We start from the raw sequence: 26,156 nt of genomic DNA, 5'->3' as shown, positions 1-26,156 counted from the left end.
CCCGATCACACCAGCAGCGAGCCGTGTCCCATGGCGCGGAGCATCGACAATAACTCCGAACGGGAACGAGCACCGATCCGGCGTCGGATACGGGCGACATGATGCTCCACTGTCTTGGCAGAAATGTACAGGCGAGCGCCGATTTCCCGATACGTCAGACCGAGCAGCACGAGTTCGGCGACCTCGCGTTCGCGTTCGCTGAGAATTGCCGCGTCGGCGACCGGTTCCGGGGCGGCGACCTGGCCGTTGCCCGAGGCCGCGGCGGGTGCGCTCGGGCGGACCACGGGCTCCTGCGGACGGGCGTCGGCCCGGACGGTTCTGGCCAGTTTCAGCAGGGCGGTCGCGGTCGCGGAATCGGCGGCGGCCAGCGCCGCCTCGCTCGCGAGCCGGGCGGCATCCCAGGTCAGGCCGATCTCGCTGAGTCCGGCCACCGCCGCCTGCACCGGGGTCGCGGCGACCTGACCACGCAGCACCAGTACCCAGGTGCGGCCCGCGTCGGCGAGGATCGCGGCATGCCGGTCACCGGACTCGGCGGCGGCCTTGAGCAGCCGGGCGTGCGGAAGCAGTTCCTCCGGACTCTCATGTGCGATCGCGGCCTGTACGCCGTACCAGTGGAAGGCATTCGCCCATGCGGGCGGCTGGTCGAGTCGCCGCAGCAGTGCGAGGCAGGCATCGACCAGCGGTGCGATGCGGCGCTCGTCGCGCAGCCGGATGCCCGCCAGCCACAGTTCGCCGATCGGCAGCAGGGTGAGCAGGTCGGCGTCGACGTCATCGAAGAGTGGATAGGCCGCCTGCCAGGCGCGGGTGAGTGCGGCGTGGTCGCCGCTGCGGCGGGCCAGGCCGACCGCGACACCGTGCGCGAGCAGGCGGTCGCGGATATCGAGGGAATCCATTTGCAGCGCGGCGACGGTGGTCGCCGCGGCCTGTTCGTCGCCGCCGAGCATCGCGGCCCAAGCGGTGAGCACCTGCAACTGATGGCAGCGCAGGCCGCTGGTGGTGGCCCGGCGCAGCGCCTCACCGGCGCGGCGCGGTTCGCCGGTGCTCAGGCACAGCAGCGTCGCGATGGAGACTGCGGTGCACGGCAGGAACCGATCGGTACCCGCATCGGCCTGCGCGGCCTGGATGAGCGCGGATACGGCTGCGGCGGTGCCGGTTTCGTGTTCGACGATGGTGCGTGCGAGTGCGGTCGCGATCAGCCGGGCGTGCGCGTTGGCTTCGGTAGGCGGCCACTGCGTCGCCGATTCGGACAGCTGCGCGGCGGCGGCCACCTCACCGGCGAGATACTGCACGGTCGCGCCGAGCGCCCAATCCGCGCCGACCCGATGTGCGCCGAGCCAGGAATACAGCTGGGCGGCGCGCCCGACCAGACCACGGCGGGTCAGCACTGCCGCGCAAATCCGCACGGCCGCAGCGAGTTCCGCGCCGGTGACACCGGGACGGGCCAGCACCGGCTCGGCAAGTCGTATGGCCGTATCGCCGTCACCGGTACATGCGGCCGCCTCCGCCCAGCGCAGCGCGATGACGTCCGGATCTGCCCCGGCCGCCGCCGCGGCGGCGTAGTAGCGCACCGCCTCGCGTCCGGCCTTTTCTGCTGCGGCACACAGGAATTCGGCAAGGCGCTGGTCCCGGACGCCGGATTCGGCGAGCAGCAGCGCGGTGTGATCGCGCAGCAGACCCGCATCCAGTCGCGCGTTGAGCAAGCGACGCTGCACGGCCACGAAGCGGCGGTCGCCGAGCAGAGTGCGCAGCGGTGCGACCGCGGGTTCGAGCAGCAGATCGGCATCGGTGACCAGCGCGCTAGCCCTGGCCCGGTCGATCAGATCTTGGGCCGCGGCGGTGTCCACGCCGAGGACCTCGGTGAGTTCGGTGGAGTCCAGGCCGGTGCCGGTGGTGGCGACGACCAGGGTCTCCAGCAGATCCGGTTCGAGATTGTCCAGGAGGGCGCGGGCCCACGCGGCGACGGAGTCGTCGACGGCGCGGATTCCGGCATCGAGGCGGGCCGAGCAGGCGGCGGTCAGCGCGGCGACCACGCCACCGCGGCTGCCCGCGGTCTGGCGATGGATGTGCTGGGCGACCGGGCGCGGCACCGCCATGCCCAATTCGCGGGCGAACGGTGCGATATCGGAGACGCCGAGCGCGCGCAGATCGGCTATCCGACCGCGGCGCGCGACGGTGTCGGCGAGTGTGCGCAGCTGCGGATCGTGCGGGCGCGGCTGGGTCGCGACAATGACCGTGAAGCGTCCGGATTCAATTGTCGCGCAGAGCGATTCGAGGTCCGATTGGCTCAGGGTGTGGGCGTTGTCGATGATCAGGGCCGGGCGCGGTTTTCGTGGGTGTGCGCCGTCGGTGCGGTGGATCGCATGCGCTCCGTTATCGGGGCGCTGGATGATGGTGGGTTTTTCGGTGGTTCGGGTTCGGTATCCGTCGCCGGTGGCGTGGGCCGCGCCGTTGCCGGTGAGCGCGTCATCGTGGTTGGGGCGCCGCCCGTCGGCGCGGGGGACGTCTGCCATCGCATGCGCTCCGTTAGCCGAGTTGGCTTGCGCTGCAAGGTGTTCGGGCATCACTGGATCATCCCGGAATGGGATGCCGTGGGCGCGCAGGCGGGCCCGGATCACCGAGAGGAGGGTGGATTTGCCGGAGCCGGAACGGCCCCTGATCAGATAGACGACCGGTTCCCGATCTGCGGAGTCCAATTCGCGGAAGATCTCGCGTGCGCAGGGCAGCGTGTCGAAGGCGATATCACCCATCATCTGCCTCCGGGGATCTTGGGCAGTGCGGATACGACGCCGCCGACGGTGTCGCCGACCGCATCGCCCAAGGTGTTCGTCGGCAGGGACGGCACGGTCGGAACCTGCACCTGCGTCGGCGGGGCCGGCTGCGGTTGTGGCGCGGGTTGGGTTTGCGTTACCGGAGCTTCCGCCGCGGGCTGGGTGGCCGGTGCCGGTTGGGCGGGAGCTGGTTGGCTCTGGGTGGACTGGCCGTCGGTGGACTCGGCTGCGGCAGGTTGACTGCTCGTGCCGGCGACGGTGCTCGTTGCGGCAGAAGCAGGTTGTCCTGCAGCGGGTTTCGATTTCGGACTGCCGACGGGCGAATCCTTCGCGGAGGTCGTCGCCGCGCCGGTGGAAGTGCCGCCATCGGTCGCCGCGACGACGGACGCGCCTGGCGTTGTTGTCGGATCGGAGCTCGCGGGTGGGGTCGGGCCGGACTGCGCGCCGGTGCCGATGGCGACGGTGCCCGTCGCGAGTGCGCCGAGCACCAGGGCCGCGCCCGCGATGATGGCGGCGCGTTGGCGGCCGCTGAGCCTGCGGCGTCGCTCGCTCGTGCCGGGCAGGGTCTTTTTGGGCTCGGTGTCATCGCGCGAAACGCCACCGCTGGCTACCGCACTGCTGGTCGGGCGGGTCGCGGACTTTTCGACCGGCCGCGGCACGGTGGGCAGTTCCTCGGTGCGTGCGTTGCTGCCCATGGCTGCCACCGGTGTGCGATCCACGGTGATCGACAACAGGTCCGCGGCCAGTTCCGCGGCGCCGAGCGCGCTGGTGAGCCGCGGCTGCGGCGCCGCGACCACGGGGAGTCCGAATTCGGTGGAGATCAACTCGGCTACCAGTGGGATCGCGCCGCCGCCGCCGGTGAGCAGCACTCTGCCGATATCACCGATATCGAGTCCGGCGCGATGTACCGCATCGCGGATGAGATCGAGCGAGGTCAGTAAAGGCCCGCGCAGTAGGTCCTCGAGTTCGTCGCGGACCAGTCGGATGTTTTCGGCGTGGTGATCGGCCGGGTTCAAACGGACCGGGACAACCGTCGCGGTATTTGTGGAAAGCTCTTCTTTCGCATATCGGCAGCGATCGCGCAATGCCGACAATTCCCGTTCCACCACCGGATCGAACGGATCGAAATCATTTCCACCCAAGGCGTTAGCCAGGACATAGCGCATGGCCAGCAGATCGAATTCGGCGCCGGCGACATCGGTAGTGCGCAATGGCGCGCCGAGCACGGCGGCCTGCGCGCCGGTGCGCACCACCGAGACGGTAAGGCCGGACGCGCCGAGGTCGTATACGACAACCGTGTCGTCGCCGAGCGGGCCGTGCGCGGCCTCCAGCCAGCGCACCGACGCGGTCGGCTCCGGAACCAAGGTCACCTCGCGCAGGCCCGCGCGATCCAGCGCGGCCCGCTGCACATCGACGGTATGTCGCGACCACCACGCCGGATGGCAGGCGACGATGGAATGCGCGGCACCGGCGCCGACCTCATCGATCAGACAGCCGACCGCGGTGGACACGAGATCCGCTGCGGAGTGGGCGGTTCCGTCCTCGGCGAGGATATCCACCGGATCACCGACCCGGGCGAGGAAGCCCTCGAGTACTACGTCACTCGAGTGCCTGCCGGTGGGTCGGGCACCGCTGCCGAATGCGGGCGCAGCATGCGGGGCGAGGCGCAACACACTCGGATGAGTGATGACAGAGTCGCCGGAGTGGCCCCTGTCATAGTCGCCGCCGTCCCCCGGGGTCGCCACGGCGACCGAATTCGACGCTCCGACAGTGATGCCGAGCGCCAGACGCTCTGTCATTCGAGAACCCCGTTCGAAAACTCTGTGGCCCGGTAGTCGCTGTTGTGTGGACAGGAAGGCGGAGTTGACCTGCCAGCCGCACCACTTCTGTCGGTTGCTGGGCGTCCGCCGTTACTTAGTCGGGGAAGTTGCGGGGAAATTCCCCTAACGGTTCGGGTGCCCCTAACCGGAACGTTCGGTGCGTAGTAGGGGTGCGCCCCGTTTCGGAGTAACGCCGGGCGTCCCTAGCGTGAAAAGCATTCCAACGACTGCGGATCGCGAGGGTCCGCTCATCCAGGAGATGATTTCGATGACACCCAACGCGATTCTGGAGTTCATTCTCAACCTGCTCCGTGACCACGAGGCGGCGGTGGGTTATTGCGCCAATCCCGGCCAGGCGCTGGCAGCTGCCGGTTTGCCCGCCGTGACGCCGGAGGACATCGCCGCCGTCGCCCCCATGGTCGCCGAATCGGCCCTGATCGCCGGCGGCTCGCAGCTGTCGGCGATTGTGGCGGCCGGTGGTGCTGGAGCCGCCGAGGCCGGGGCCGCCGCCGGTGCCAATACCGCCGCCGCGGTCGGACTCGGCGCGGCCGCCGATGCGGGCGTGGACCTCGGCACCGATATCGACCTCGGCGCCGATCTCGGCCTGGGTGCCGGGCTCAACGGCGCGATCGGAGCTGGCCTGCAGGCCGGCGCTGACCTCGGCGCCGGTCTCGGCAGCATTGTCGGCGCGGGCGCGGATCTGACCGCCGGTCTCGGCGGCGCCATCGGCGCCGGTGTGCAGGCCGTGACGAGTCTCGGTGGTGCGCTGGGGGGCGCGCTCGGTGCGGGTGCGCAGGCTGGTGCGGATCTGGCCACCGGCCTGGAGGGTGCGCTCGGTGCCGGAGCGCAGGTCGGCACGGGTCTGGCGGGAGCTCTTGGTGCGGGCCTGAACGGCGGCGCGCAGGTGATTTCTGGCTTGGAGACGGGTCTCGGTGGCGCAGTCGACGCGGGTGCCGACCTCGGTGCCGGGCTGAGCGGCGTCATCGGAGCGGGCACCCAATTGGGTGCTGACCTCGGCGGTGCCCTCGGCGCCGGTGCCCAAGCGGGCGCCGACCTGGGCGCTGGTCTTTCGGCCGGGCTCGGCGGCGCTGTCGGTGCGGGCGGCGAGCTCGGCGCTGGCCTCGGTGGTGTGGTGGATGCGGGTGCTCAGGCTGCGACGGGTCTTGGTGGTGCTTTTGGTGTGGGTGGTCAGGCGGGTGCGGATCTGGGTGCTGGTCTGGGTGGTGTGGTGGATGCGGGTGCCGAAGCTGCGACGGGTCTCGGGGCTGGTCTCGGTGGTGCGGTCGGCGCGGATCTCGGCGCTGGTCTCGGCGGCACGATCGACGCAGGCGCACATGCGATTTCTGGCTTGGAGACCGGCCTCGGTGGAGCACTCGACGGGGGTGCCGACCTTGGTGGCAGCCTGTCGACCGGTCTCGGCGGGGCAGTAGATGCCGGTGCCCAAGCCGGATCGGGCCTCGAAGCCGGCCTGTCCACCGGCCTCGGCGGCACACTGGACGCCGGCGCCCAGGCCTCGACCGGATTCTCCAGCGCAATCGGCACCGCAGCCGACGCGAACGCCGATTTGTCCACAGGTCTCACAGGCGCGGTGAACGCCGGCGCGCAAGCGGGTTCCGATCTGGGTGGCAGCGTATCCACCGGCCTGGGCGGCAGCTTGTCCACCGGTCTGGGTGGTGCTGTTGATGCCGGTGCGCAGGCGGCCGGTGGTTTGGAATCCGGGTTGTCCACCGGAATCGGTGGCGCGCTCGATGGTGGTGCGCACCTGGGCTCTGAGCTCGGTGGCAATCTGTCGACGGGGCTGGAGGGTGCGGCTGGTGCTGGTGCCGATCTCGGTGGCGGTTTGTCCACAGGCTTGGGTGGTGCTGTCGGCGCTGGGACGCAGGTCGGGGCTGACCTGGGTGGCGGTCTGTCGACGGGGCTGGAGGATGCGGCTGATGCTGGTGCACAGGCTGGTGCCGATCTGTCCACGGGGCTGAGCGGTGCTGTTGGCGGCGGTGCACAGGCTGGTGCTGACCTGGGTGGCGGTTTGTCCACGGGGTTGGGTGGTGCTGTTGATGCTGGGGCGCAGGCGGCCGGTGGTTTGGAATCCGGGTTGTCCACTGGAATTGGTGGTGCGCTCGGTGGTGGTGCGCAGTGGGGTTCTGAATTCGGCGGTGGTTTGTCGACTGGTCTGGAGGGGGCAGCAGGTGCCGGTGCACAGGCTGGTGCGGATCTGGGGGGTGGTTTGTCCACAGGGCTCGGCGGTGCGGTTGATGCAGGTGCTCAGGCGGCGAGCGGTCTGGAAGCGGGGCTGTCCACCGGGATTGGTGGGGCTGCGGGAGTTGGGGGTGGTTTGTCCACAGGGTTGAGCGGTGCTGTTGATGCTGGGGCGCAGGCGACATCCGGGATCGAGGGCGCTTTCGATGCGGGGGCACATGCGGGTAGTGGGCTCGGTGGTGGGCTGGAGGCTGGGCTGGGCGGTGCGCTGGATGCCGGTGCTGGGCTCGGTGGTGGGGTGTCGAGTGGGGCTTCGTCGGCGATCGGTACCGGTGCTCAGGTGACGACGGGACTGGAGTCGAGTTTGGCTACCGGTGCAGCGCTCGGTGCGGGTGCTGAGCTCGGTGGCGGGTTGTCGAGCACTCTGGGCGGTGCTCTCAACGGCGGCACGCAGGTTGGAGCGGATCTGGGTGACGCTGGGACGCACGCTACGTCCGGGTTCTCCAGCGCCATCGGTGGCGCGGCTGATCTGGGTGGCGGTTTGTCCACAGGCCTGGGTGGTGCGGTCGGCGCCGGGACGCAAGCCGGTGCGGGCCTGCCCACGGGCATCGGCGCTGGTGCACAGGCTGGTGGCGATCTCGGCGCGGGTCTGTCGTCGGGTGTGAGTGGTGCCGTTGGTGCTGGTGCGCATGCGGGTTCGGAGCTCGGTGCGGGTCTGTCGTCGGGTGTGAGTGGCGCGGTCGGTGCTGGTGCGCATGCGGGTTCGGAGCTCGGTGCGGGTCTGTCCACAGGCTTGAGCGGTGCTGCTGACGCCGGGGGCCATGCGGCGACCGGTTTGGAGACAGGGCTGTCAACCGGAGTCGGTGCGGCTACCGGGCTCGGCGGTAGTGCGTCGACCGGAGCACAGGGTGCCGTCGACGCCGGAACGCATCTGGGCACGGGGCTGGAGACCGGTCTTTCCAGCGGAATCAGCAGTGGCGTCCACGCCGGTAGCGGTCTGGAAACCGGTCTCGGCGGGGGCATCGACGGTGGTGCGCATGCCGGATCCGGTTTGGCGACAGGGCTGTCTACCGGTGTCGGTGGCACAGCGGATGCGGGCCTCGGACTCTCGTCGAGCGTCGACTCCACGGTGCACTCCGGCGCCGCGGCACAGACCAGCGCGAACGGCGCCGCGGATCTGGGCGGCCACGCCGGTTCCACACTGACCGGCGCCTCCTCGACCGTCGGGTCCACCGCGAATACCTGGTCGTCGCTGGACGTTTCCAACGCCTTCGGTTCCGGACTGGATAGTTCGGCGGGTTCGCATCTGGACACCTCGGTCACCGGCCACAGCGATTCCAGCCTCTTCACCGATACTCATGCAGGTACCGATCTGGCCGGACATGCCGGCGGCGATCTCGGCGGCGACGCCTTCCTGCACTAAGAGATATTCGTACGAAAGAGGTTCGATGGGGACACCCGCAGTGAATGCTCAACCGCCCGCGGTACCGATGCTGACGGTATTGGGTGAAACCATCGCCGCGGCGCGCGCCGCGGGTCGCAATGATCTGGTCGGTCGCCTGGAAATGGCGGCCGACCGGGTCCGCGATCCGCGTCGCCGCATCGTGATCGTCGGACACCTCGGTCAGGGCAAGAGCTGCTTCGTCAATGCCCTGTTGAATCTCGAGATCTGCCCGGTCGGCGATGACGCGACTACCGCGGTCCCCACCTTGCTCTCGCACGGCCCCGAACCGTATGCCGAACTGGTGCTGGCCGGTCCGAGCGGAACCGAGGAGGCGCGCGTTCCGGTACCGGTCGACGAGATCGGCATGATCACCGTCCACACACCGCAGGCCCACGGTCGTCGGGTGCTGCGCATCGAGATCCAACTTCCGAATCCGCTCCTCGCCGACGGCATAGTCCTGGTGGACACCCCCGGCGTTGGCGGACACGGAAGTGGTTATGCGGCAGGCGTACTCGGCCTGGTCGCGACCGCTGACGCGGTTCTGGTGCTTTCGGATGCCTCCACCGAACTCACCGAACCGGAGCTGACCTTCCTCCGGCAGGTCCGCGAACTGTGCCCGACCACCGCATTGCTGCTCACCAAGATCGACCTGTATCCGCATTGGCGCCAAGTGCACGAGGCAGATCAGGGTCATCTGGGCCGAGCCCGGGTCGAGGTGCCGATCATCCCGGTTTCCGCGGTACTGCGCAGGCACGCGATGCTGCTGCAGGACCAGCAGCTCGGCGTCGAATCGGGCTTCGGTGTGCTGTACCAGTTCCTGCGTGAACAGGTGGTGGCCCGCGACCAAGCCGCGACCCTGGTCGCGGTGGCGCACGACATCCAGTCGGCCGCAGAGCATTTGGCGCTCGCGCTCGGCAGTGAACTGGTCGCGCTGCGCGATCCCCGCCAGGGCGCGATGGCGGTGCGCGAGCTGCAGTTGGCGAAGACCACCGCCGAGGATCTGCATCGGCGCACCTCGGCCTGGCAGTTGACCCTCTCCGACGGCATCACCGACCTGGCCGGCGATGTCGATCACGATCTGCGCGAGCGTCTGCGCGAGATCGCCAGAACGGGTGAGGAATGGATCGATGAGCACGATCCGGGCCGCCATTGGGACCGGATTGCCGAATGGCTCACCGGCGATATCGACACCGCGCTGGGCGACAACCTGTTGTGGACGCATACCCGCGCCGTGGAACTCGCCGAGCGGGTCGCCGAGCATTTCACCGAGATCGGCATGGTCGAACTGCCGGATGTCAGCTCCGGCCTGCACACTGAGGACAGCCGCGCGGGCGGGGGCACCCTCGCCGATCTGGAGCCCGATATCGGCTTCGGCAGCAAGATTCTGATCGGCATGCGCGGCTCATACGGTGGCGTGTTGATGGTCGGGCTCGCGACCACCTTCGCTGGGTTGGCGATGCTCAATCCGATCTCGATCGGTGCCGGTGTCCTGGTGGGCGGCAAGGCTTTCCGCGATGACAAGCAGGCCAGACTGGCCCGCCGCCGCAACGAGGCCAAGGTCGCCATCCGGCGTTTCATCGACGACGTCGCTTTCCAGGCGGGCAAGGAATCCAAGGACCGCCTGCACCGCATCCATCGGGCGTTGCGCGATCACTACACCGGTGTCGCCGAACGCAGCCTGCGCTCCATCGACGATTCGCTGCGGGCCGCGCAGGAGGCGGCGAATATGGAAACGGCCCGCCGCACCGAGCGCTGCGCGGTGCTCGACCGGCAACTGCACATGGTCGCCGAGCTGCGACGCTATGCGGATGCTATGCAACCGGCCATCGCCGCGCCGCGGAAAGGGGCCGCCGGTACGGTAACCCCGTGAGAAGAGACGTGACCCGGCATGATGTTCGGCGTTCGCCCGGCATTGTCGCCGAGGCGCATCAGCTGGTCGCCGCGGCCAGACAGGCATTTCCCCGTGAGCCGCGACCGCGTGCGCTGTTGGCCGACTGTGCGCGCCGCCTGGATCAGCCGCTGCGAGTGGCGCTGGCGGGTTCGTTGAAGGCGGGCAAGTCGACCTTGCTCAACTCCCTGGTCGGTCAGGATATCGCTCCGACCGACGCGACCGAATGCACGCGCGTGGTCACCTGGTACCGCAACGGCTCGACCCCGAGCGTCACGGCTTATGCACCCGACGGCTCGACGGCGAATGTGGTGGTGCGCCGCGGCAGCGGCACGCACGGGCTCACCTTCGATCTGGAACGACTGAACTGGAATGCGCCGGGACCGCGCGAGGTCGACCATCTCGAGGTCGAGTGGCCCGCCGCCGCACTGGCGAACACCACCATCATCGACACCCCGGGGACATCGTCGCTGTCGCGGGAGGTGTCACTGCGCACCGCGCGACTGCTTACCCCCGGTGATGCCGACGGCGAGCACGGCGCGGCGGCCGTATCGGCTCCGGGCGCGGACGCCGTGGTCTATCTGCTGCGTCGGCTCGATGATGCCGATGTCCGGTTCCTCGAACAGGTCGGTGCCGGAACTGCTGGCGCGCAGGGCATTTCGGGTCCGCTGGGGGTTATCGGTGTGGTCTCGCGTGCCGACGAGATCGGCGCGGGCCGGATCGATGCCCTGCACTCCGCCCGCGACGTCGCAGCACGTTTCGCTGGTGAGTTGGAGCGAACGGGACTGTGTCAGGCGGTAATTCCGGTCGCCGGTCTGCTCGCATTCGCCGCGGCAACGCTGCGTCAGCAGGAATTCGCTGCCTTCGAGGCGCTGGCCCGGGTCCCGGTCGAGGAGTTGAGCGCCGCTTTGCTCTCGGCAGATCGTTTCGCGCGCGCTGATATTCCACTCCCGGTCCCGCCCGAACTCCGCGCCCAGCTCGCGGCACGTTTCGGCCTCTTCGGAATTCGCATGGCGGTCACACTGATCCGCCTCGGCGTGCGCGACTCCGCTGCGCTGGCAGCGGAATTGACCAACCGCAGCGGCGTGGACGAACTCCGCTCGGTCCTCGACGTCCAATTCGGCCAGCGCGCCGATCAACTCAAGGCTCACTCGGCCCTCACCGCCCTGGCGCGTGTGCTCACCGCATACCCTGGCACCTCCGCCGATCAGCTGCTACCCAGAGTTCGCACCCTGCTCGCCGACGTGCACGGTTTCGCTGAACTCCGCCTGCTCGGTCGCCTGCGCACCGATGAATTGGCCCTGCCCGCAGCGGATCTCGCCGAACTGCACCGCCTGATCGGCGGCTCCGGCGTCGCCCCGCATCTGCGACTCGGCTTGCCCTTCGGCACCGACCCCGCAGTCCAGCGCTCCCAGGCCATGGCCGCCGTGCGCAAATGGCGTGCCCGTGCCCGCCACCCGCTTGCCGATCAGTTCACCACAACCGCCTGCCTCACCGCAGCTCGCAGCGCCGAAGGAACTTTGAGCCTGCTGCCGGAATAGTCCCGCACCGAGCTGAGTCGAATGGCGGTTCAGTTCATCGAGGCGAGTCGAATGGTCGCTCCCGCAGCCACCATTTCAGCTGGTGATTCGGTGCAAGGCGGCAGCCAGGTCCTTTCCGGACGGCGCGTGGTCCGGATCGATCAGCACCTGGGCGGCAAGCCCCGTCAGTAGCGCCTGGTAGAGGGACCCGATTGCGCGCCCGCCGCTGGTATCGGATTCAGCGATGCCCTCGAAGAGCCGGGCCAACCCACGGCGAGCTTCGTCGAGACTTGCCGCCAACTGTTCGCGGGTCGCCTCGTCCTGACCCGATTGGGTAAGGATGTCGAAGGTCGCCGACCAGAGGCCGCGGTGCTCGGCAATCGATTCGAGCACCGCCGTCCAGTTCGCTTCGAAACGTTGCAGCGCAGTCGAAGGGCGCGGAGTTGTCGCTGGTCGGTGCATACATTCTGGCCGGTGAACTCGCGGCCGCGGGTGGTGATCACACCATCGCCTTCGCCCGCTACCGCGCGGAAATGCTCCCGATGGTGCGGGCCTGCCAGACCTTCGCCGAGGGCGTCGGCAAGTGGTATGCGCCGCCGAGTAATTCGATGATCCGCATGCGCAATCTCAATGTCCGCCTGCTGCCGTATCTGCCGTGGCGGGGACTGATCGGCGGTGCGCCGCAGAAGGTCGCCCGCACGGTCGTCGCCAAGGATTACGCGGTGTAGTCCCGGGTGTGGACCCGCGACCCATGGGTACGCCCCGGATATCCGAACCCAGGAGCATGCGATGACTCAAAAAGATGTGGTGAACGCTTTGCTGGACCGGGCGGGCACGGGCTACGCGGCCGAGGCCGGTATCAATTTGGCCGATAAACCCGCTCCACTATTCCAACTCCTCATGCTCGCCGAATTGCTCAGCACCCGGATCTCCGCCGATATCGCCGTCGCGGCGGGCAAGGAGCTGGTGAGCAGCGGATATCGCACCCCGAAGCGGGTCGCGGACGCCGACTGGCAGGAACTGGTCGACGCACTGGGGCGCGCCCATTACAAGCGGTATGACGAAAGTACGGCGTCGCGCTTGGGTGCGAACGCGTCGCGCGTGCTGGACCGCTACGGCGGCGATCTGCGCAAACTCGCCGACGAAGCCGAGCACTATCCGTCCCGTGCCGCCGAACTGCTGCAACAGTTCCAGGGCATCGGACCGACCGGCAGCGATATCTTCCTGCGTGAAGTCCAGGACGTATGGACCTGGGCCCGACCGCATTTCGACGAACGCGCGCTGAGCGGCGCCGAACGCGTCCGACTCCCGAAAGATCCGGACCGCCTGGCCGAACTCGCGCCGGAAAACCACACCGCCGATCTGGCCGCAGCGCTGGTCCGCGTCACATTGGACCGCCAGATCGCCGATGAGGTGCTCGCCGCGAGCTGAGGCTCAGGTGATCAGCATCCGCACCCGGAGACCGGCCGCGGCGATCATATTGACCAGCGCGTCCAGGCTGAACAGCTGCGTTCGGCCGCCCAGCAGGTCGGAGATCCGCGCGGTGGTGACGTCTAGGTGCTCGGCGGCGGCCTCCGGACTCCAGCCTTCGGCCGCGATCCGGTCGGTCAGTTCGAATATCAACTGCGACCGCAGCCGCATATTCTCGACGTCACCCCGGATGTCATCGATCGCATCCCACACGATGTCGAAGATCTTCTCGGCCATGCTTAGCCCACCTTCTCGAGCTGTTCGAGGACGTATGCGCGCTGCTGGTGTACAAGTGGAGAGACCGTGCCCATCGTCGCAGCAGGTGCGGCCAAACGGCGGCAACTCCGCCGAACCCGCGTATTTCCGGACCCGGCGAAGGAAGGTCGTGAGGTGATGTCGGACCGCGACGCGAAACCATTCGCCCAGGTGAGACTGGCCGCGGGAGCGCTATTCGTGCGCAGCGAGGACGTGCTGCTGGTCCATCCGGACGATCGGGGCGCTTGGGACATTCCGGGCGGCATTGTCGCGCGGGGCGAATCACCGGCAGCGGCCTGTCGTCGCGCGATCCGCGAAGAACTCGGCCTCGACCGCCCGCCGTGCCGATTGCTCGTGCACGACTGGGAGCAGAAACCCGCCGGCGACAAAATCCGCTACATCTTCGACTGCGGCGAACTCGGCGACGAATCGGTCATCCAACTGCGGGCGAAACTGGACCGCTGGCAGTGGGTCCGCGTCGACACCGTGGACACCTTCGCCGGACCCGAGCCGTCGCGCCGCATCTGGCAGGCCTTCCGTGCCCGGATGGAGGGCCACGCCGCCTACCTCGAACACGGCGCACCCGCGCTCAGCTACCCGGACACCGCCACGCCCTCGTGGCTCGATCGGCAGCCTGACCGCGACCGCCACCTCGGCTGAGCTTCAGGGCGTCGTCGCGGTACTGGCCGGGTCGATCAGGATCTTCGCGTGCTGTTCCGGATCGGCCAGCGCGCTGAACGCATTATCGATACCATCCAGCCCGACGGTGCCGGTGATCAAGCGAGCCGGGTCGACCTTCCCGTCGGCGATCATATGCAGCGCGTCGCGGAATTCACCGGGGTCGTAGCCGAAGGCGAAGCGGAGTTCGATCTCCTTGTTGATGGCCATCGCCGGTTGGAAGCGGTCGGTCTCCATGCAGACGCCGACCACGACCACGCGCGACAGCGGCGGCGCGGCCATCAGGATCTGATCGATAATGCCCGGCACACCAACGCATTCGAAGATTGCCGGGCCCGCCGGACCCGCATTGAGCGAATGCGCCAGCCGGAAGACGTACCACCACGGCAGATTCGGGACGCGGCGCAGCCGTTCCATGGTGTCGAAACCGAGGCTGAGAATGTCGGTGACACCATTGATCCGCCCGCGCTTCGGCGCTGCTGCCCAAGGGGATTCGGTCGCGGGATCGACGACGATATCGGCGCCGCAGCCGACGGCGAGTTCGCGGCGACGTGGTGAGAAGTCACTGGCGACAACGGTGCGCACGCCAGCCGCCTTCAGCATGCTTATAACGGCCAAACCGATAGGGCCGCAGCCGATTACGAAAGCCGTCTGCCCCTTGCCGACCCGCCCCTTGCGCACCGCGTGCCAGGCGACGGCCATCGGCTCGGTGAGTGCGGCATGTTCGGCCGAAACTCCGTTGGGGATCGGCATTGTCATGGACTCTTGCACCACCACCTGCTCGGCATATGCACCTGGCGCGGCCGTCGAGAGCCCGGTCAGCTGCGGTGCACCGTCGTGGCGCACGATCGGCAGTGCCACCACGGGCGTGCCCGTCCGCCAGCGTTTGCGGCAGCCCGGCCCGTAATCGACTATCTCGCCGCTGAATTCATGTCCGAGCACCACACTCTGCTCCGCGCGCATGAATTGGTCGTATCCGGTGCGTGCGGCCAATTCGGCCATCTCGTCGGCATGGGCGCGAGCATGCAGGTCGGACCCGCAAATGCCACATCGCGACACATTGATCAGCACCTGCCCACGCCCGGGCGTCGGTGTCGGCAACTCCTCCACCGAAAACTTGGTATTGGTGACGACGGCGGCCCTCATTGACGAACTCCTCGGATCGGCGGCGCGCGGTGGGCTCGAAGCTTCCCTTTGCCGCCACCCTACTGCCGCGTACGTCGAATCCAGCGAAAATCGCACGTCTGGATCAGACAGTTGCCTGTGCGAGTGCCTCGGCTTCGCGGCATGTGGAAGGGGGCCCAGGGGGTCGGGTGACGTCGGCACGGGATGGCGGCTCCCCGGGGACGGGGGAGCCGCCATCCCGCTACTACTGACGCTCCAGCATCGCAATGACCACTTCGTTCAGGTATTCCTCGATACCGCGCCCGCCGCGCTCGGCCTCGTGCACGGTGATGTGCTGGTCGGCGGCCTTCTGCTTCAGTGCCGCACGCGAATCCGGTTCCACGCCGCCGCCGATGATCAGATCGGTGATCTCGCCGGTATCGAGTACCCGAAACGCTTCGGCGTCGGCGACGACACCCACGGCTGCAAAACCATTGGCGCGCAACAACTTGGTCGCGGTGTCCACAATCTCCGGGCGACGGCCGATAGCAAGTACTTTCAACTCAGACTCCCGTCGGTACCAGTTCCAGAGGATCGTCGATTTCGTGCTGCTCGAGCCGTGCACTCCTGGGGAGTACGAGGAAGCCGAGGCACATGATGGCCAGCAGGCCGATCCCGTACCACAGCGTGTAGCGGAAGGTGTTGGCGAAATTCACCGCATTGGCCCGTTCGCCCGCATCGGTGAGCACCTGTGTCACAGCGTAATTGGCCGCATCGGAGCTCTGGCAACTGTCCGGGACGGCCGTAGGATCGATCTGCGCCGACCGATCACGAACGCAGGCAACGAAATTCGCGATGATCTGGTCCTGTACCGGTTCCGGAAGACCGATCGTCGAGAGTTCGGTGCGCACCTGCGGCGTGACCGCCTCGACCCCGCGTGCCGAATCATGGTCCAGCTGACCGAAGAACGCCACGCCGACCAATGCGACACCGAGCGCGGTGCCGAGCTGCTGACCGGTATTGAGCAGCCCGGACGCCGCCCCCGCCTCACGCGCGGGCACCTGACCGAGCAGCAGGTCGATGGTCGGTGCGACCACCATGCCGAATCCGGCACCTGTGATGATCAGTGGAATCACCATCTGCCACGACGCGATCGACGCACCGTAATGCGCGGCCAGCCATCCGTACAGCGCGAATCCACCGGCATTCACCACACCACCGGCGACCAGCACGATCCGCCCGAGCCGCGGCGCGAGCACGCTCACCGAAACTCCGGCCCCGATGCCTGCGCCGACCGCGAAGAAGACCGCCGTGAGCCCGGCCCGCATCGCCGACCAGCCCAGCCCGGCCTGCATGAACAGCGTCCAGATCAGGAAGAACCCGCCGAGCCCGATCCAGAACAGTAGCCAACTAGCGAGGCCGACGGTGAACGGACGGGACCGGAACAGCTCCAGATCGATCAGCGGTGATCCGACGGTCCGCGCCCGCCGTCGCTCGAAGGCGACGAATGCGCCGAAGATGACCGCGGTGCTCGCCATCATGATGAAAGTCCATGCGGGCCAACCCAATCGGCGGCCCTCGGTGAGCGGATAGGCCAGCAGGAGTACCGCGGAGATCGCCAGCACCATGCCGATGGGATCCAGTCGTGGTGCGGCCGCCGAGCGCGAATCCCGCATGACGATGGTCGCGGCGATGAGCGCCGCGATCCCGACCGGCACATTGACCAGGAAGATCGGTCGCCAGTCCAGATCGAACAGATTCCATTGCACCAGCAGTCCGCCGAGTGACAGTCCGACCGCCGAGGCCGAGCCGCCGACTCCGCTGTAGATGGCGATGGCCTTGGCGCGTTCCTGCTGCGGGAAGGTGGCACGGATGATGGCGAGGATCTGCGGAACCATCAGCGCCGCCATCGCGCCTTGGACGAACCGGGAGGTGATCAGCATGGTCGGGTCCGAGCTGAAGCCGCAGGCGGCCGAGGCCAGCGTGAATCCGGTCATGCCGATCAGGAAGATGCGCTTGCGGCCGTAGATATCGCCGAGCCGTCCGCCGGTGATCAGTACCGCGGCGAAGGCGAGCACGTAGGCCGAGATGATCCATTCGATCTGCGAATACTGGGCGCCCAGATCGGTCTGAATGCTCGGCACCGCGACATTGACGATGGTGACGTCGAGCAGATCCATGAAGCCCGCGGCGAGCACGACCGCGAAGGCGATCCAGCGGCGCGGGTCGAGTTGTGGGGGCGCATCCGCGCCTGGGGAAATGTCGGTATCCACGAGCAGGCTCTTTTCGAATCGGTGGAGTAGGGCGACACTTCAAACTATGCACATGAAGTGATTATCAATCAAGTGTGCAATCACTAAGAGTGCATTGACCGCGGTATGCTCGATGTGTGACCGATCCGACCTTCGTGCCGCTGTCCGAGCACCCTGCCTTCCTGTTCGGCCAGCTCGGATTCCATGTCGCTCAGCGCTTCGCCGACCTGCTCGCTCCGCTGGGCATCAGTCCGCGCCACTACGGCACGCTGCGGATCTTGCGTGCCAATGACGGCCAATCGCAGCAACAGTTGTGCGAGGCGCAGCGGATCCATCGCAATGTGATGGTCGGGCTGGTGGACGAACTGGAGAAGCGCGGACTCGTCGAGCGGCGCAAACATCCGACGGACCGGCGCGCGCACGCCGTCTACCTACTGCCCGCGGCGCATGAGCTACTCACCCGGGCCGAGGAGATCGTGACCGGATTGAATGCGGACATCACGGCTGCGCTCGATCCGGACGAGCGCGCCACCCTGGTCGACCTACTGCAGCGCACCGCGGCGGCGAACGGACTGATCCCCGGCATCCATCCGGGCTTGGCCCGCCAAGCGGACAAGTGCTGAGCTCAGATCAGCACGCCGGGATTGAGGATTCCGGCCGGATCCAGCGCGGATTTGGCGGCCCGCAGCGCATTCGCGAACGGGTCGGGACGCTGGCGGTCGTACCAGGGTCGGTGGTCCCGGCCCACCGCGTGATGGTGCGTGATGGTCCCGCCCGCGGCCGAGAGTGCCTCGGAGACAGCCGCTTTGATGTCATCCCACTGCGCTAGCGTGTTGCCCCAGCGACCGGCGGCGTAGATGCCGAAATAAGGTGCCGGACCGTCCGGATACACATGGGTGAAGCGGCAGGTCACCACGCCGGTAGCGCCGACTGATCGGATAGCCGCGTTCGCGGCCTCGGTCACCGCTGTCTTCAGATTGTCGAATTTATCCCAGGTGCAGGCGGTTTCGAAGGTTTCGGCGATCATCGACTGGGCGGCGAGGGCATCGCGCTGATAGGGCATCCGCAAGAACGACGAACGCCAGGTGTCGGCCGCGCCCGAACCTCCTCGGTGCTCGGTGGATTCGGTGTAGCGCGCGGGTTCGGGAAGGGTGCCGCCGTGGTCGGCGACCAGCTCGAGTGCGCGTTCCAGCCAGGTGCGCGTCGGATGATCGGCGGATTCGAATCCGAGTACCAGCACGCCGCCGCTCGTCGCGGCACCGGCATTGAGAAATGCCTCGGCCGGATCGAGCAGCCGGCAGTTGGTCGGGTACAGGCCGGATTGGGCGATGGCCCTGGTCGCGGCTACCGCTTGGGCGTATTCGTCGAAGTGCGCGGAAGCCGTTGCGCGCCAACGTGGCCGGTCCTGTAAGCGCATCCACGCCTCGGTGATTATTCCGAGTGTCCCCTCGGATCCGAGGAACATCCGGTCCGGCGACGGCCCCGCCCCCGAACCGGGCAGCCGCCTCGATTCGCTTGTGCCCGTTGGCGTCACCACCCGCATCGACTCGACCAGATCATCGATATGGGTGTACAGCGTCGCGAAATGTCCACCGGCCCTGGTGGCCAGCCAGCCGCCGAGCGTGGAGAATTCGAACGACTGCGGAAAATGCCGCAGCGTCAGATTCGCGCCGCGCAGTTGATCCTCCAGCGCCGGACCGAGGACTCCGGCCTGAATTCGCGCCGCTCGGCTGGTGCGATCGATCTCGAGCACCCGATCGAGACGGCCGAGGTCCAGACTGATCGCCCCCGCGAATTCGTCTGGCCCGGCAGCGCTCGGCGCAGCGGATGCGGCTCGGCTGGGCAATCTCGGCTCGACCCCGCCCACCACGGAAGTGCCACCACCGAATGGGATTACCGCGATATTCGCCCCGGCCGCCCAGTCGAGCACATCGACGATCTCGCTTTCCGTGCGCGGCCGAACGACCAGATCCGGCGCATTGCGCACCTCGCCGAGCAGATTGCGCACCACATCGCGAAATGCCTGACCGTGCGCGTGCGCGGCTCGATCGGCCGGATCCGCCGACACCGACTCGGCGAGCGAATCCGGCGCGGTCACTCGTGGTTCGGGAAGCCCGAGCGATTCGATCGACGGCGGTTCGTGTGGTGTGAGATCCGCACCGGGCAGCATCGCCGCGACCCGCGCGGTCAGCGCCGTCAGCTCCGCGCCGACGACCGCATCCTCGACATTCCCCCAGCCCCACCACGACCGCGTCTTCGTCGACACTTCCACTCCTCTCGGGGGATCGACGGCGATCGGCACCACCGTCGCCGCCATCCTCGTGGACCGCCGGATGCACGGGCAACCTGCACGGGGCGGATCCAGCGACTGTTGATCAGAAGTGGTCAACCGGCTCGCGCTCTCGGGCCTGACGAGAATGGCGGGCGACACCCCGTTCTCCCCGAATCGGGAATAGACCGCGTGGGCCGTCGGTTGAGCTGTTCGACAACATTGAGTGTGATCGGCTCAAGTTTCAGTTGACGCCCGGTGTCGAATGGGTGCAGGATTGAGCCGACCACGCTCAGCGTTGCTGGGACCGTGCTCCGTGAGGTGCTTGGGGCGAGGTCTCGTGGCACCCGACTCGGTTGTCCCGAGCGGATGTCGCAGAGCGGGTAGAGCGCCCGAAAACCGCGAATACCCAGCACCGACACAAGTAGTTACACCAACTAGGAGGAACCACCATGGCTCGTGCGGTCGGAATCGACCTCGGGACCACGAACTCGGTCGTCGCCGTTCTCGAAGGCGGCGAGCCGGTCGTCGTCGCGAACTCTGAAGGCTCGCGCACCACCCCATCGATCGTCGCGTTCGCCAAGAACGGAGAGGTTCTGACGGGTCAGCCCGCCAAGAACCAGGCGGTCACCAACGTCGACCGCACCATCCGCTCGGTCAAGCGCCACATCGGCACCGATTGGTCGGTGGCCATCGACGACAAGAAGTACACCGCGCAGGAGATCAGCGCGCGCGTGCTGATGAAGCTGAAGCGTGACGCCGAGTCCTACCTGGGCGAGGAGATCACCGACGCGGTCATCACCGTGCCCGCGTACTTCGAGGACTCGCAGCGTCAGGCCACCAAGGAGGCCGGTCAGATCGCCGGTCTGAACGTGCTGCGCATCGTCAACGAGCCCACCGCGGCCGCACTCGCGTACGGCCTGGACAAGGGCGACAAGGAACAGACCATCCTGGTCTTCGACCTCGGTGGCGGCACCTTCGACGTCTCGCTGCTAGAAATCGGCGAGGGCGTCGTCGAGGTCCGCGCCACCTCCGGTGACAACCACCTCGGTGGTGACGACTGGGACGAGCGCGTCGTGAGCTGGCTGGTCGACAAGTTCAAGGCCAGTGCGGGCATCGACCTGACCAAGGACAAGATGGCCATGCAGCGCCTGCGTGAGGCGGCTGAGAAGGCCAAGATCGAGCTGAGCTCCTCGCAGAGCACCTCGATCAACCTGCCCTACATCACCGTCGACGCCGACAAGAACCCGCTCTTCCTCGACGAGCAGCTGACCCGCGCCGAATTCCAGAAGATCACCTCGGACCTGCTCGACCGCACTCGCGCGCCGTTCCAGTCCGTGATCAAGGACGCGGGTATCAATGTCGCCGATATCGACCACGTCGTGCTCGTCGGTGGCTCGACCCGTATGCCCGCCGTCTCGGACCTGGTCCGCGAGCTGACCGGCGGCAAGGAGCCCAACAAGGGCGTGAACCCGGACGAGGTCGTCGCCGTCGGCGCCGCCCTGCAGGCCGGTGTGCTCAAGGGTGAGGTCAAGGACGTCCTGCTGCTCGATGTCACCCCGCTGTCGCTGGGTATCGAGACCAAGGGCGGCGTGATGACCAAGCTCATCGAGCGCAACACCACCATCCCGACCAAGCGCTCGGAGACCTTCACCACCGCCGATGACAACCAGCCATCGGTGCAGATCCAGGTGTTCCAGGGTGAGCGCGAGATCGCCTCGCACAACAAGCTGCTCGGCTCCTTCGAGCTGACCGGCATTCCGCCGGCCCCGCGCGGTGTGCCGCAGATCGAGGTCACCTTCGATATCGACGCCAACGGCATCGTGCACGTGACCGCGAAGGACAAGGGCACCGGCAAGGAGAACACGATCAAGATCCAGGACGGCTCCGGCCTGTCCAAGGAGGAGATCGACCGGATGGTCAAGGATGCCGAGGCGCACGCCGCCGAGGACAAGGCCCGCCGTGAGGAGGCCGAGACCCGCAACCAGGCCGAGTCGCTGGTGCACCAGACCGAGAAGTTCATCAAGGACAACGAGGACAAGGTCCCCGCGGACGTCAAGACCAAGGTCGAGGCGGCCATCTCCGAGGCCAACGAGGCGCTCAAGGGCACCGATATCGCGGCCGTGAAGTCCGCGGTGGAGAAGCTCGCGACCGAATCGCAGGCGTTGGGTCAGGCGATCTACGAGGCATCGGCCGCCGAGCAGGCCGCGTCCGGCAATGGCGCGGCGAGCTCCGCCAACGATGACCAGGTCGTGGATGCCGAGGTCGTGGACGAGCCGGTCGACACGGAGAAGAAGTGAGCGAGGGAAACTCCGAACAGGAGCCGATCACCTTCGTCGACAACCGCAAGATCGATCCGCAGGAGCGGAGCCAGCGGAGCGACCAGACGGCTCAGGCCGGTGAAATCCGGGAACCGGCGGCAGAACAGTCCGCCGCCGGGCCCGGTCCCGAAGCCGGGAACGGCACCGAACCCATCATCGGTTCCGATGGGGGCGCCGAGATCCTGGCCGAGGCCATCACCAAGGAGCTGGCCGAGCGCACCGCCGACTTGCAGCGGCTGACCGCCGAATACGCCAACTACCGGCGTCGGGTCGAGCGGGACCGGCAGGCCACCATCGATTCCGCCAAGGCGGCCGTGGTCTCCGATTTGCTCGGCGTACTCGACGATCTCGATCGTGCGCGGGCGCACGGCGATCTCGATACCGGACCGCTCAAGTCGGTCGCGGATAAGCTCGCCGACGCGCTGCACAAGCAGGGTCTGCAGGAGTTCGGTACGGAGGGTGAGCCTTTCGACCCGACCCTGCACGAGGCCGTGCAGCACGAGGGCTCCGGCCACGATCCGGTGATCGGCCTTGTCATGCGCAAGGGCTATCGGTTCGGCGATCGAGTGCTTCGGCACGCGCTGGTCGGGGTAACCGATGGCGTGGCCGATCTGGTCGAAGAAGAGGCATCGGATGCTGATGCCAATGCGAACAACCAATAAGAACCCGAGAGGAGGAGATGCCCGGTGAGCCAACGGGAGTGGATCGAAAAGGACTTCTACAAGGAACTGGGTGTCTCCTCCAGCGCCTCACAGGACGAGATCAAGAAGGCGTACCGCAAGCTCGCACGTGACCTGCATCCGGATGCCAATCCCGGCGATACCAAGGCCGAGGAGCGGTTCAAAACCGTCAGCGAGGCGCATGCCGTGCTGTCGGATCCGGCCAAGCGCAAGGAATACGACGAGACCCGAAAGCTGTTCGCCGGTGGCGGATACGGGCGTGGTGGTTTCACTCCCGGTGCGGGCGGCGGCTTCTCGCAGGACTTCAACATCGGCGACATCTTCGGTCAGGCGAATGCCGGCGACGGTGGCCTCGGTGACCTGCTCGGCGGCCTGTTCAACCGGGGCGGCACGCGCACCGCGCGCCGCCCGCGCCGCGGCGCCGATGTGGAGACCGAGACGACCCTCGGCTTCCGCGAGGCAGCGCAAGGTGTCACGGTTCCGCTGCGGATGACCAGTCCGTCGCCGTGTACGACCTGTCACGGCAGCGGCGCCAAGCCGGGGACAAGTCCACGAGTCTGCCCCGTCTGCAATGGAAACGGCGTGATCAGCCGCAACCAGGGCGCGTTCGGCTTCAGCGAGCCGTGCGACGAATGCCGTGGTACCGGTTCGATCATCGATGATCCGTGCGTCGACTGCCACGGCAGCGGCATCCAGAATCGGACCCGCACCATTACGGTGCGGATTCCCCCGGGTGTCAGCGATGGGCAGAAGATCCGGCTGGCCGGACAGGGCGAGGCCGGACTGCGTGGTGCGCCCTCGGGTGATCTCTATGTCACCGTGCACGTCAGCCAGGACAAGGTCTTCGGCCGCAACGGCGACGATCTGACCCTGGTGCTGCCGGTCAGTTACAGTGAATTGGTGTTGGGCACAACGGTTTCCGTGCCCACGCTGGAAGGGCGCGTCGGCGTCAAGGTGCCTGCGGGCACCGCGGACGGTCGCATCCTGCGGGTGCGCGGACGTGGCGTGCCCAAGCGCGGTCCCGGCGGCGGGGCGGGTGATCTGCTCGTCACCGTCAAGGTGGCCGTGCCGCAGAAGCTGGACGACAATGCCGCCGAGGCGCTCAAGCGCTATGCGGAGGCGGAGAAGACCAGTGGGTTCGATCCACGTGCGGGATGGGCAGGTGCGTGATGTCCGATAATCCGAAGCAGGCAGCCAGTGGGGCGTCGCGGGCGGAGTTCTTCATGATCTCAGTGGCGGCCCAGTTGGCGGGAATGCACGCGCAGACACTGCGTACGTATGACCGTCTCGGACTGGTTACACCGCAACGGACTTCGGGTGGCGGTCGACGTTATTCGGCACGGGACGTCGAACTGCTCCGCGAGGTGCAGCGGCTATCCCAGGACGAGGGCGTCAACCTGGCGGGCATCAAGCGCATCATCGAACTCACCAATCAGGTCGAGGAACTGCAACAGCGCGTCGCCGAGATGTCGGCCGAGCTGGACCGGCTGCGTGCGGGGTATCGCCCCGATCTAACGCCGCCGCAACGCAGTACCGCACTGGTGGTGTGGAAGCCGCGCAATAGGCGCTGATAAGCGCGAAAGGCTCCGGGAATCGGTTTCCGCCGACCCCGGAGCCTTTGTCATTCGCGCGGATAAGTAAATTTCCTTTGCGCATATCGGGTCGAGGCCTCGAATAACTGCCGGCAGTGCTCGAGCAAACTCCGGACTCGGGATTCGTTACCCGACAATCGGTTCGGCAGCCGATGGGTTCGGCACGCGGTTCGAGAGGATTGCTGGTGATGTGCCGAGCTGTGAAGTTTGCTGTGGCCCTTGATTCAGCAAACTATGTGCCGGATCCGCTCGTCGATTCCGTCGGTCGCCGGGTCTGCGGGCGCTCGCGGTTTGCCTGAGCCGGATGGGCGCACCCGTATCGCGGGTTGCCGCGCGATCGCTCCAAGATCCCGACTGGGATGAAATTTGCAAACCGGGCCTTCCGAATTCGGTGGTTATATGACGGATTTCGCCGTCGTGTTCGTTCTTTCGGTTTGTTTTCAAGGGTTTTCGTGGTGCGGAGCCTCGTTTCGAGGGAATTACATGCGTGATGTTTATGCGACTGATTCCGTAGCTGGCAAACCTCGCATACACTCGTTCGCATCGGCTGCTGTCGAGTGTCCCGCAGCACCTCACTCGCCGGCACAGGTTTGTGTTCGAGTGCAAAAGGGGTTGTGACACAAATGGATTCGCGGACCGTCGCATTGATAAGAACGACCTTCAAGGCGGTTGCTGCGGAGGAGGGGGGTTCGGCCAAGCTAGCCAGTTCGTTCTACGCGATCCTGTTCACGGACTATCCCGCCATCCGGGATTTCTTCCCCGCGGCGATGGATTCCCAGCGTGACAGATTGGTCAAAGCCATCTCCTATGCGTTGGATCGGCTGGAAGAGCCCAATGAGTTATTGCCATTCCTCGCCCAACTCGGGCGCGATCACCGCAAGTACGGGGTGCAGGCCGCGCATTACAACGCCGTGGCGACCTCGTTGAAGTCCGCGATGCGGATTTTCGCGGGCACCGAGATGTGGACCGACGAGGTCGACCGAGCCTGGGACGAGGGCCTGAAGATCATCGGCGACACCATGATCGGCGCGGCCGAACAGGAATCGACGCCGCCGGTCTGGAGCGGGACCGTCGTCGAGCGACGCGAGGTGCTGCGCAATCTTGCCGTAGTACGGCTGCAATTGAATCAGCCGATGCAATACGCGGCGGGCCAGTACATCAGCGTGCAGATCCCGGCCCGGCCGCGCATGTGGCGCTATCTGTCCCCAGCGGTGCCCGCGAATGCGAACGGGGAGATCGAATTCCACATCCGCGGAGTGCTCGGCGGCTGGGTCAGCCCAGCCATCGTCGGCCACACCAATATCGGAGACCAGTGGCTGCTCGGCTCACCGCTCGGCGGACTCGGCATACCACGCAATGTGAAACGCAAAATGCTGATGGTCGGTTGCGGTACCGGCATCGCACCCCTGCGCGCCCAGCTCATGGCGATGGCACAGCGGCGCGTCAATCCGCGGGTGCACCTGTTCGTCGGCGGCCATCACCCCTGTGACCTCTACGATCTCGAGATCCTGAGCCACCTGGCCACCGCCAATAAATGGCTCACCGTCACGCCGGTCACCGAGAGCGATGAAAATCCATGGTGGTACCTGGATTCCGGCGAACCGGAGCACACCTGGCCAGGACTGGAAGCTCGGTTGACCGGTCAGATCGGCAAGGTCGTCGCGAGCTACAGTTCCTGGTCCGACCGGGATGTGCAGATAGTCGGATCACCCTCGATGGTGCAGACCACCAAGTTCCGACTCATGGCAGCAGGCACGCAAACCAAGAACATCCGTCACGATCCGCTGTTCTGAGTTTTTGGCCGCGCCTGCGGCGCGGCGTGTTCGCGGCCCCCTGGTGTCTCGCGTCCGAGCCGTCGAGACTCGCGACTTCGTCGCATGCGCTTCGACGGCTCGGACG

The 26,156-nt window shown here is 67.0% G+C and carries 20 protein-coding genes; 12 read left to right on the top strand and 8 right to left on the bottom strand.

What is annotated here, in order from left to right:
- Window positions 1-5: 5 nt before the first annotated feature.
- Together AB0J47_RS34345 and AB0J47_RS34340 are read right to left on the bottom strand one after the other, a co-directional pair.
- Window positions 6-2,750, bottom strand: coding sequence for a LuxR C-terminal-related transcriptional regulator (locus AB0J47_RS34345; protein ID WP_364355927.1), 2,745 nt, complete (start codon window positions 2,748-2,750; stop codon window positions 6-8).
- Window positions 2,747-4,567: an Hsp70 family protein gene (locus AB0J47_RS34340; RefSeq protein WP_364355924.1), complete on the bottom strand. Its 1,821-nt coding sequence runs from the start codon at window positions 4,565-4,567 to the stop codon at window positions 2,747-2,749. The genes AB0J47_RS34345 and AB0J47_RS34340 overlap by 4 nt, the downstream gene beginning before the upstream one ends.
- A 289-nt stretch (window positions 4,568-4,856) precedes the next feature.
- On the opposite strand from AB0J47_RS34340, the gene AB0J47_RS34335 reads away from it, so the two are divergent.
- From AB0J47_RS34335 to AB0J47_RS34325, 3 genes are read left to right on the top strand one after another with little or no spacing between them, the layout of a single operon-like run.
- A complete protein-coding gene (locus tag AB0J47_RS34335) occupies window positions 4,857-8,207 on the top strand; it encodes an IniB N-terminal domain-containing protein (protein ID WP_364355921.1) in 3,351 nt (1,116 codons plus the stop codon).
- 25 nt (window positions 8,208-8,232) lie between these two features.
- Window positions 8,233-10,098 carry a dynamin family protein gene (locus tag AB0J47_RS34330; RefSeq protein WP_364355918.1) on the top strand — a complete coding sequence of 622 codons (1,866 nt, stop codon included), beginning with the start codon at window positions 8,233-8,235 and terminating at the stop codon, window positions 10,096-10,098.
- Window positions 10,095-11,657 (top strand): dynamin family protein, encoded by a 1,563-nt coding sequence (locus tag AB0J47_RS34325; protein ID WP_364355915.1) that lies wholly within the window; start codon window positions 10,095-10,097, stop codon window positions 11,655-11,657. Before AB0J47_RS34330 ends, AB0J47_RS34325 begins: the two co-directional genes overlap by 4 nt.
- 75 nt (window positions 11,658-11,732) lie before the next feature.
- Here AB0J47_RS34325 and AB0J47_RS34320 read toward each other — a convergent pair whose 3' ends face one another.
- Window positions 11,733-12,029 carry a TetR family transcriptional regulator C-terminal domain-containing protein gene (locus AB0J47_RS34320; RefSeq protein WP_364355912.1) on the bottom strand — a complete coding sequence of 99 codons (297 nt, stop codon included), beginning with the start codon at window positions 12,027-12,029 and terminating at the stop codon, window positions 11,733-11,735.
- Between the two features lie 50 nt (window positions 12,030-12,079).
- Between AB0J47_RS34320 and AB0J47_RS34315 the strand changes: the two genes are divergently transcribed.
- Entirely contained in the window at window positions 12,080-12,364 is a 285-nt protein-coding gene (locus AB0J47_RS34315; protein ID WP_364355909.1) for a hypothetical protein, read from the top strand.
- A 61-nt stretch (window positions 12,365-12,425) separates the two neighbouring features.
- Window positions 12,426-13,067 (top strand): endonuclease, encoded by a 642-nt coding sequence (locus tag AB0J47_RS34310; RefSeq protein WP_364355906.1) that lies wholly within the window; start codon window positions 12,426-12,428, stop codon window positions 13,065-13,067.
- Window positions 13,068-13,070: 3 nt separating this feature from the next.
- Here AB0J47_RS34310 and AB0J47_RS34305 read toward each other — a convergent pair whose 3' ends face one another.
- Window positions 13,071-13,343, bottom strand: a complete 273-nt coding sequence (locus AB0J47_RS34305) for an XRE family transcriptional regulator (protein ID WP_364355903.1) — start codon at window positions 13,341-13,343, stop codon at window positions 13,071-13,073.
- 66 nt (window positions 13,344-13,409) lie between these two features.
- Between AB0J47_RS34305 and AB0J47_RS34300 the strand changes: the two genes are divergently transcribed.
- Window positions 13,410-14,021: an NUDIX hydrolase gene (locus tag AB0J47_RS34300; protein WP_364355900.1), complete on the top strand. Its 612-nt coding sequence runs from the start codon at window positions 13,410-13,412 to the stop codon at window positions 14,019-14,021.
- A 3-nt stretch (window positions 14,022-14,024) separates the two neighbouring features.
- On the opposite strand, the gene AB0J47_RS34295 is transcribed toward AB0J47_RS34300, so the two are convergent.
- From AB0J47_RS34295 to AB0J47_RS34285, 3 genes are all read right to left on the bottom strand, one after another.
- Window positions 14,025-15,185 carry a zinc-binding dehydrogenase gene (locus tag AB0J47_RS34295; protein WP_364355897.1) on the bottom strand — a complete coding sequence of 387 codons (1,161 nt, stop codon included), beginning with the start codon at window positions 15,183-15,185 and terminating at the stop codon, window positions 14,025-14,027.
- A gap of 223 nt (window positions 15,186-15,408) precedes the next feature.
- On the bottom strand, window positions 15,409-15,705 hold the full coding sequence (locus AB0J47_RS34290; protein ID WP_364355894.1) for a hypothetical protein: 297 nt from the start codon (window positions 15,703-15,705) through the stop codon (window positions 15,409-15,411).
- Window position 15,706: 1 nt separating this feature from the next.
- Entirely contained in the window at window positions 15,707-17,416 is a 1,710-nt protein-coding gene (locus tag AB0J47_RS34285; RefSeq protein WP_364355891.1) for an MFS transporter, read from the bottom strand.
- A gap of 116 nt (window positions 17,417-17,532) precedes the next feature.
- Between AB0J47_RS34285 and AB0J47_RS34280 the strand changes: the two genes are divergently transcribed.
- Window positions 17,533-18,018, top strand: coding sequence for a MarR family winged helix-turn-helix transcriptional regulator (locus AB0J47_RS34280; RefSeq protein ID WP_364355888.1), 486 nt, complete (start codon window positions 17,533-17,535; stop codon window positions 18,016-18,018).
- Between the two features lie 2 nt (window positions 18,019-18,020).
- Here AB0J47_RS34280 and AB0J47_RS34275 read toward each other — a convergent pair whose 3' ends face one another.
- Window positions 18,021-19,712, bottom strand: coding sequence for an FAD-binding oxidoreductase (locus AB0J47_RS34275; RefSeq protein WP_364355885.1), 1,692 nt, complete (start codon window positions 19,710-19,712; stop codon window positions 18,021-18,023).
- A gap of 404 nt (window positions 19,713-20,116) precedes the next feature.
- Between AB0J47_RS34275 and dnaK the strand changes: the two genes are divergently transcribed.
- The 5 genes from dnaK (at window position 20,117) to AB0J47_RS34250 (ending at window position 26,050) form a co-directional block, all read left to right on the top strand.
- On the top strand, window positions 20,117-21,964 hold the full coding sequence (dnaK, locus tag AB0J47_RS34270; protein WP_364355882.1) for a molecular chaperone DnaK: 1,848 nt from the start codon (window positions 20,117-20,119) through the stop codon (window positions 21,962-21,964).
- The gene (gene grpE / locus AB0J47_RS34265) at window positions 21,961-22,647 is read left to right on the top strand and encodes a nucleotide exchange factor GrpE (RefSeq protein ID WP_364355879.1); all 687 of its coding nucleotides are present in this window, start codon (window positions 21,961-21,963) and stop codon (window positions 22,645-22,647) included. Before dnaK ends, grpE begins: the two co-directional genes overlap by 4 nt.
- A 24-nt stretch (window positions 22,648-22,671) precedes the next feature.
- Window positions 22,672-23,835: a molecular chaperone DnaJ gene (dnaJ, locus tag AB0J47_RS34260; RefSeq protein WP_364355876.1), complete on the top strand. Its 1,164-nt coding sequence runs from the start codon at window positions 22,672-22,674 to the stop codon at window positions 23,833-23,835.
- Window positions 23,835-24,236: a helix-turn-helix transcriptional regulator gene (locus AB0J47_RS34255; RefSeq protein ID WP_364355873.1), complete on the top strand. Its 402-nt coding sequence runs from the start codon at window positions 23,835-23,837 to the stop codon at window positions 24,234-24,236. Before dnaJ ends, AB0J47_RS34255 begins: the two co-directional genes overlap by 1 nt.
- Window positions 24,237-24,880: 644 nt before the next feature.
- Window positions 24,881-26,050, top strand: a complete 1,170-nt coding sequence (locus AB0J47_RS34250) for an FAD-binding oxidoreductase (protein WP_364355870.1) — start codon at window positions 24,881-24,883, stop codon at window positions 26,048-26,050.
- Window positions 26,051-26,156 lie beyond the last annotated feature (106 nt).

The organism is Nocardia sp. NPDC049737 (assembly GCF_040674755.1).
Lineage (GTDB): Bacteria > Actinomycetota > Actinomycetes > Mycobacteriales > Mycobacteriaceae > Nocardia.
The sequence above is the reverse complement of the archived record's forward strand: the minus strand, read 5'-3'. Positions and strand labels throughout refer to the sequence as shown.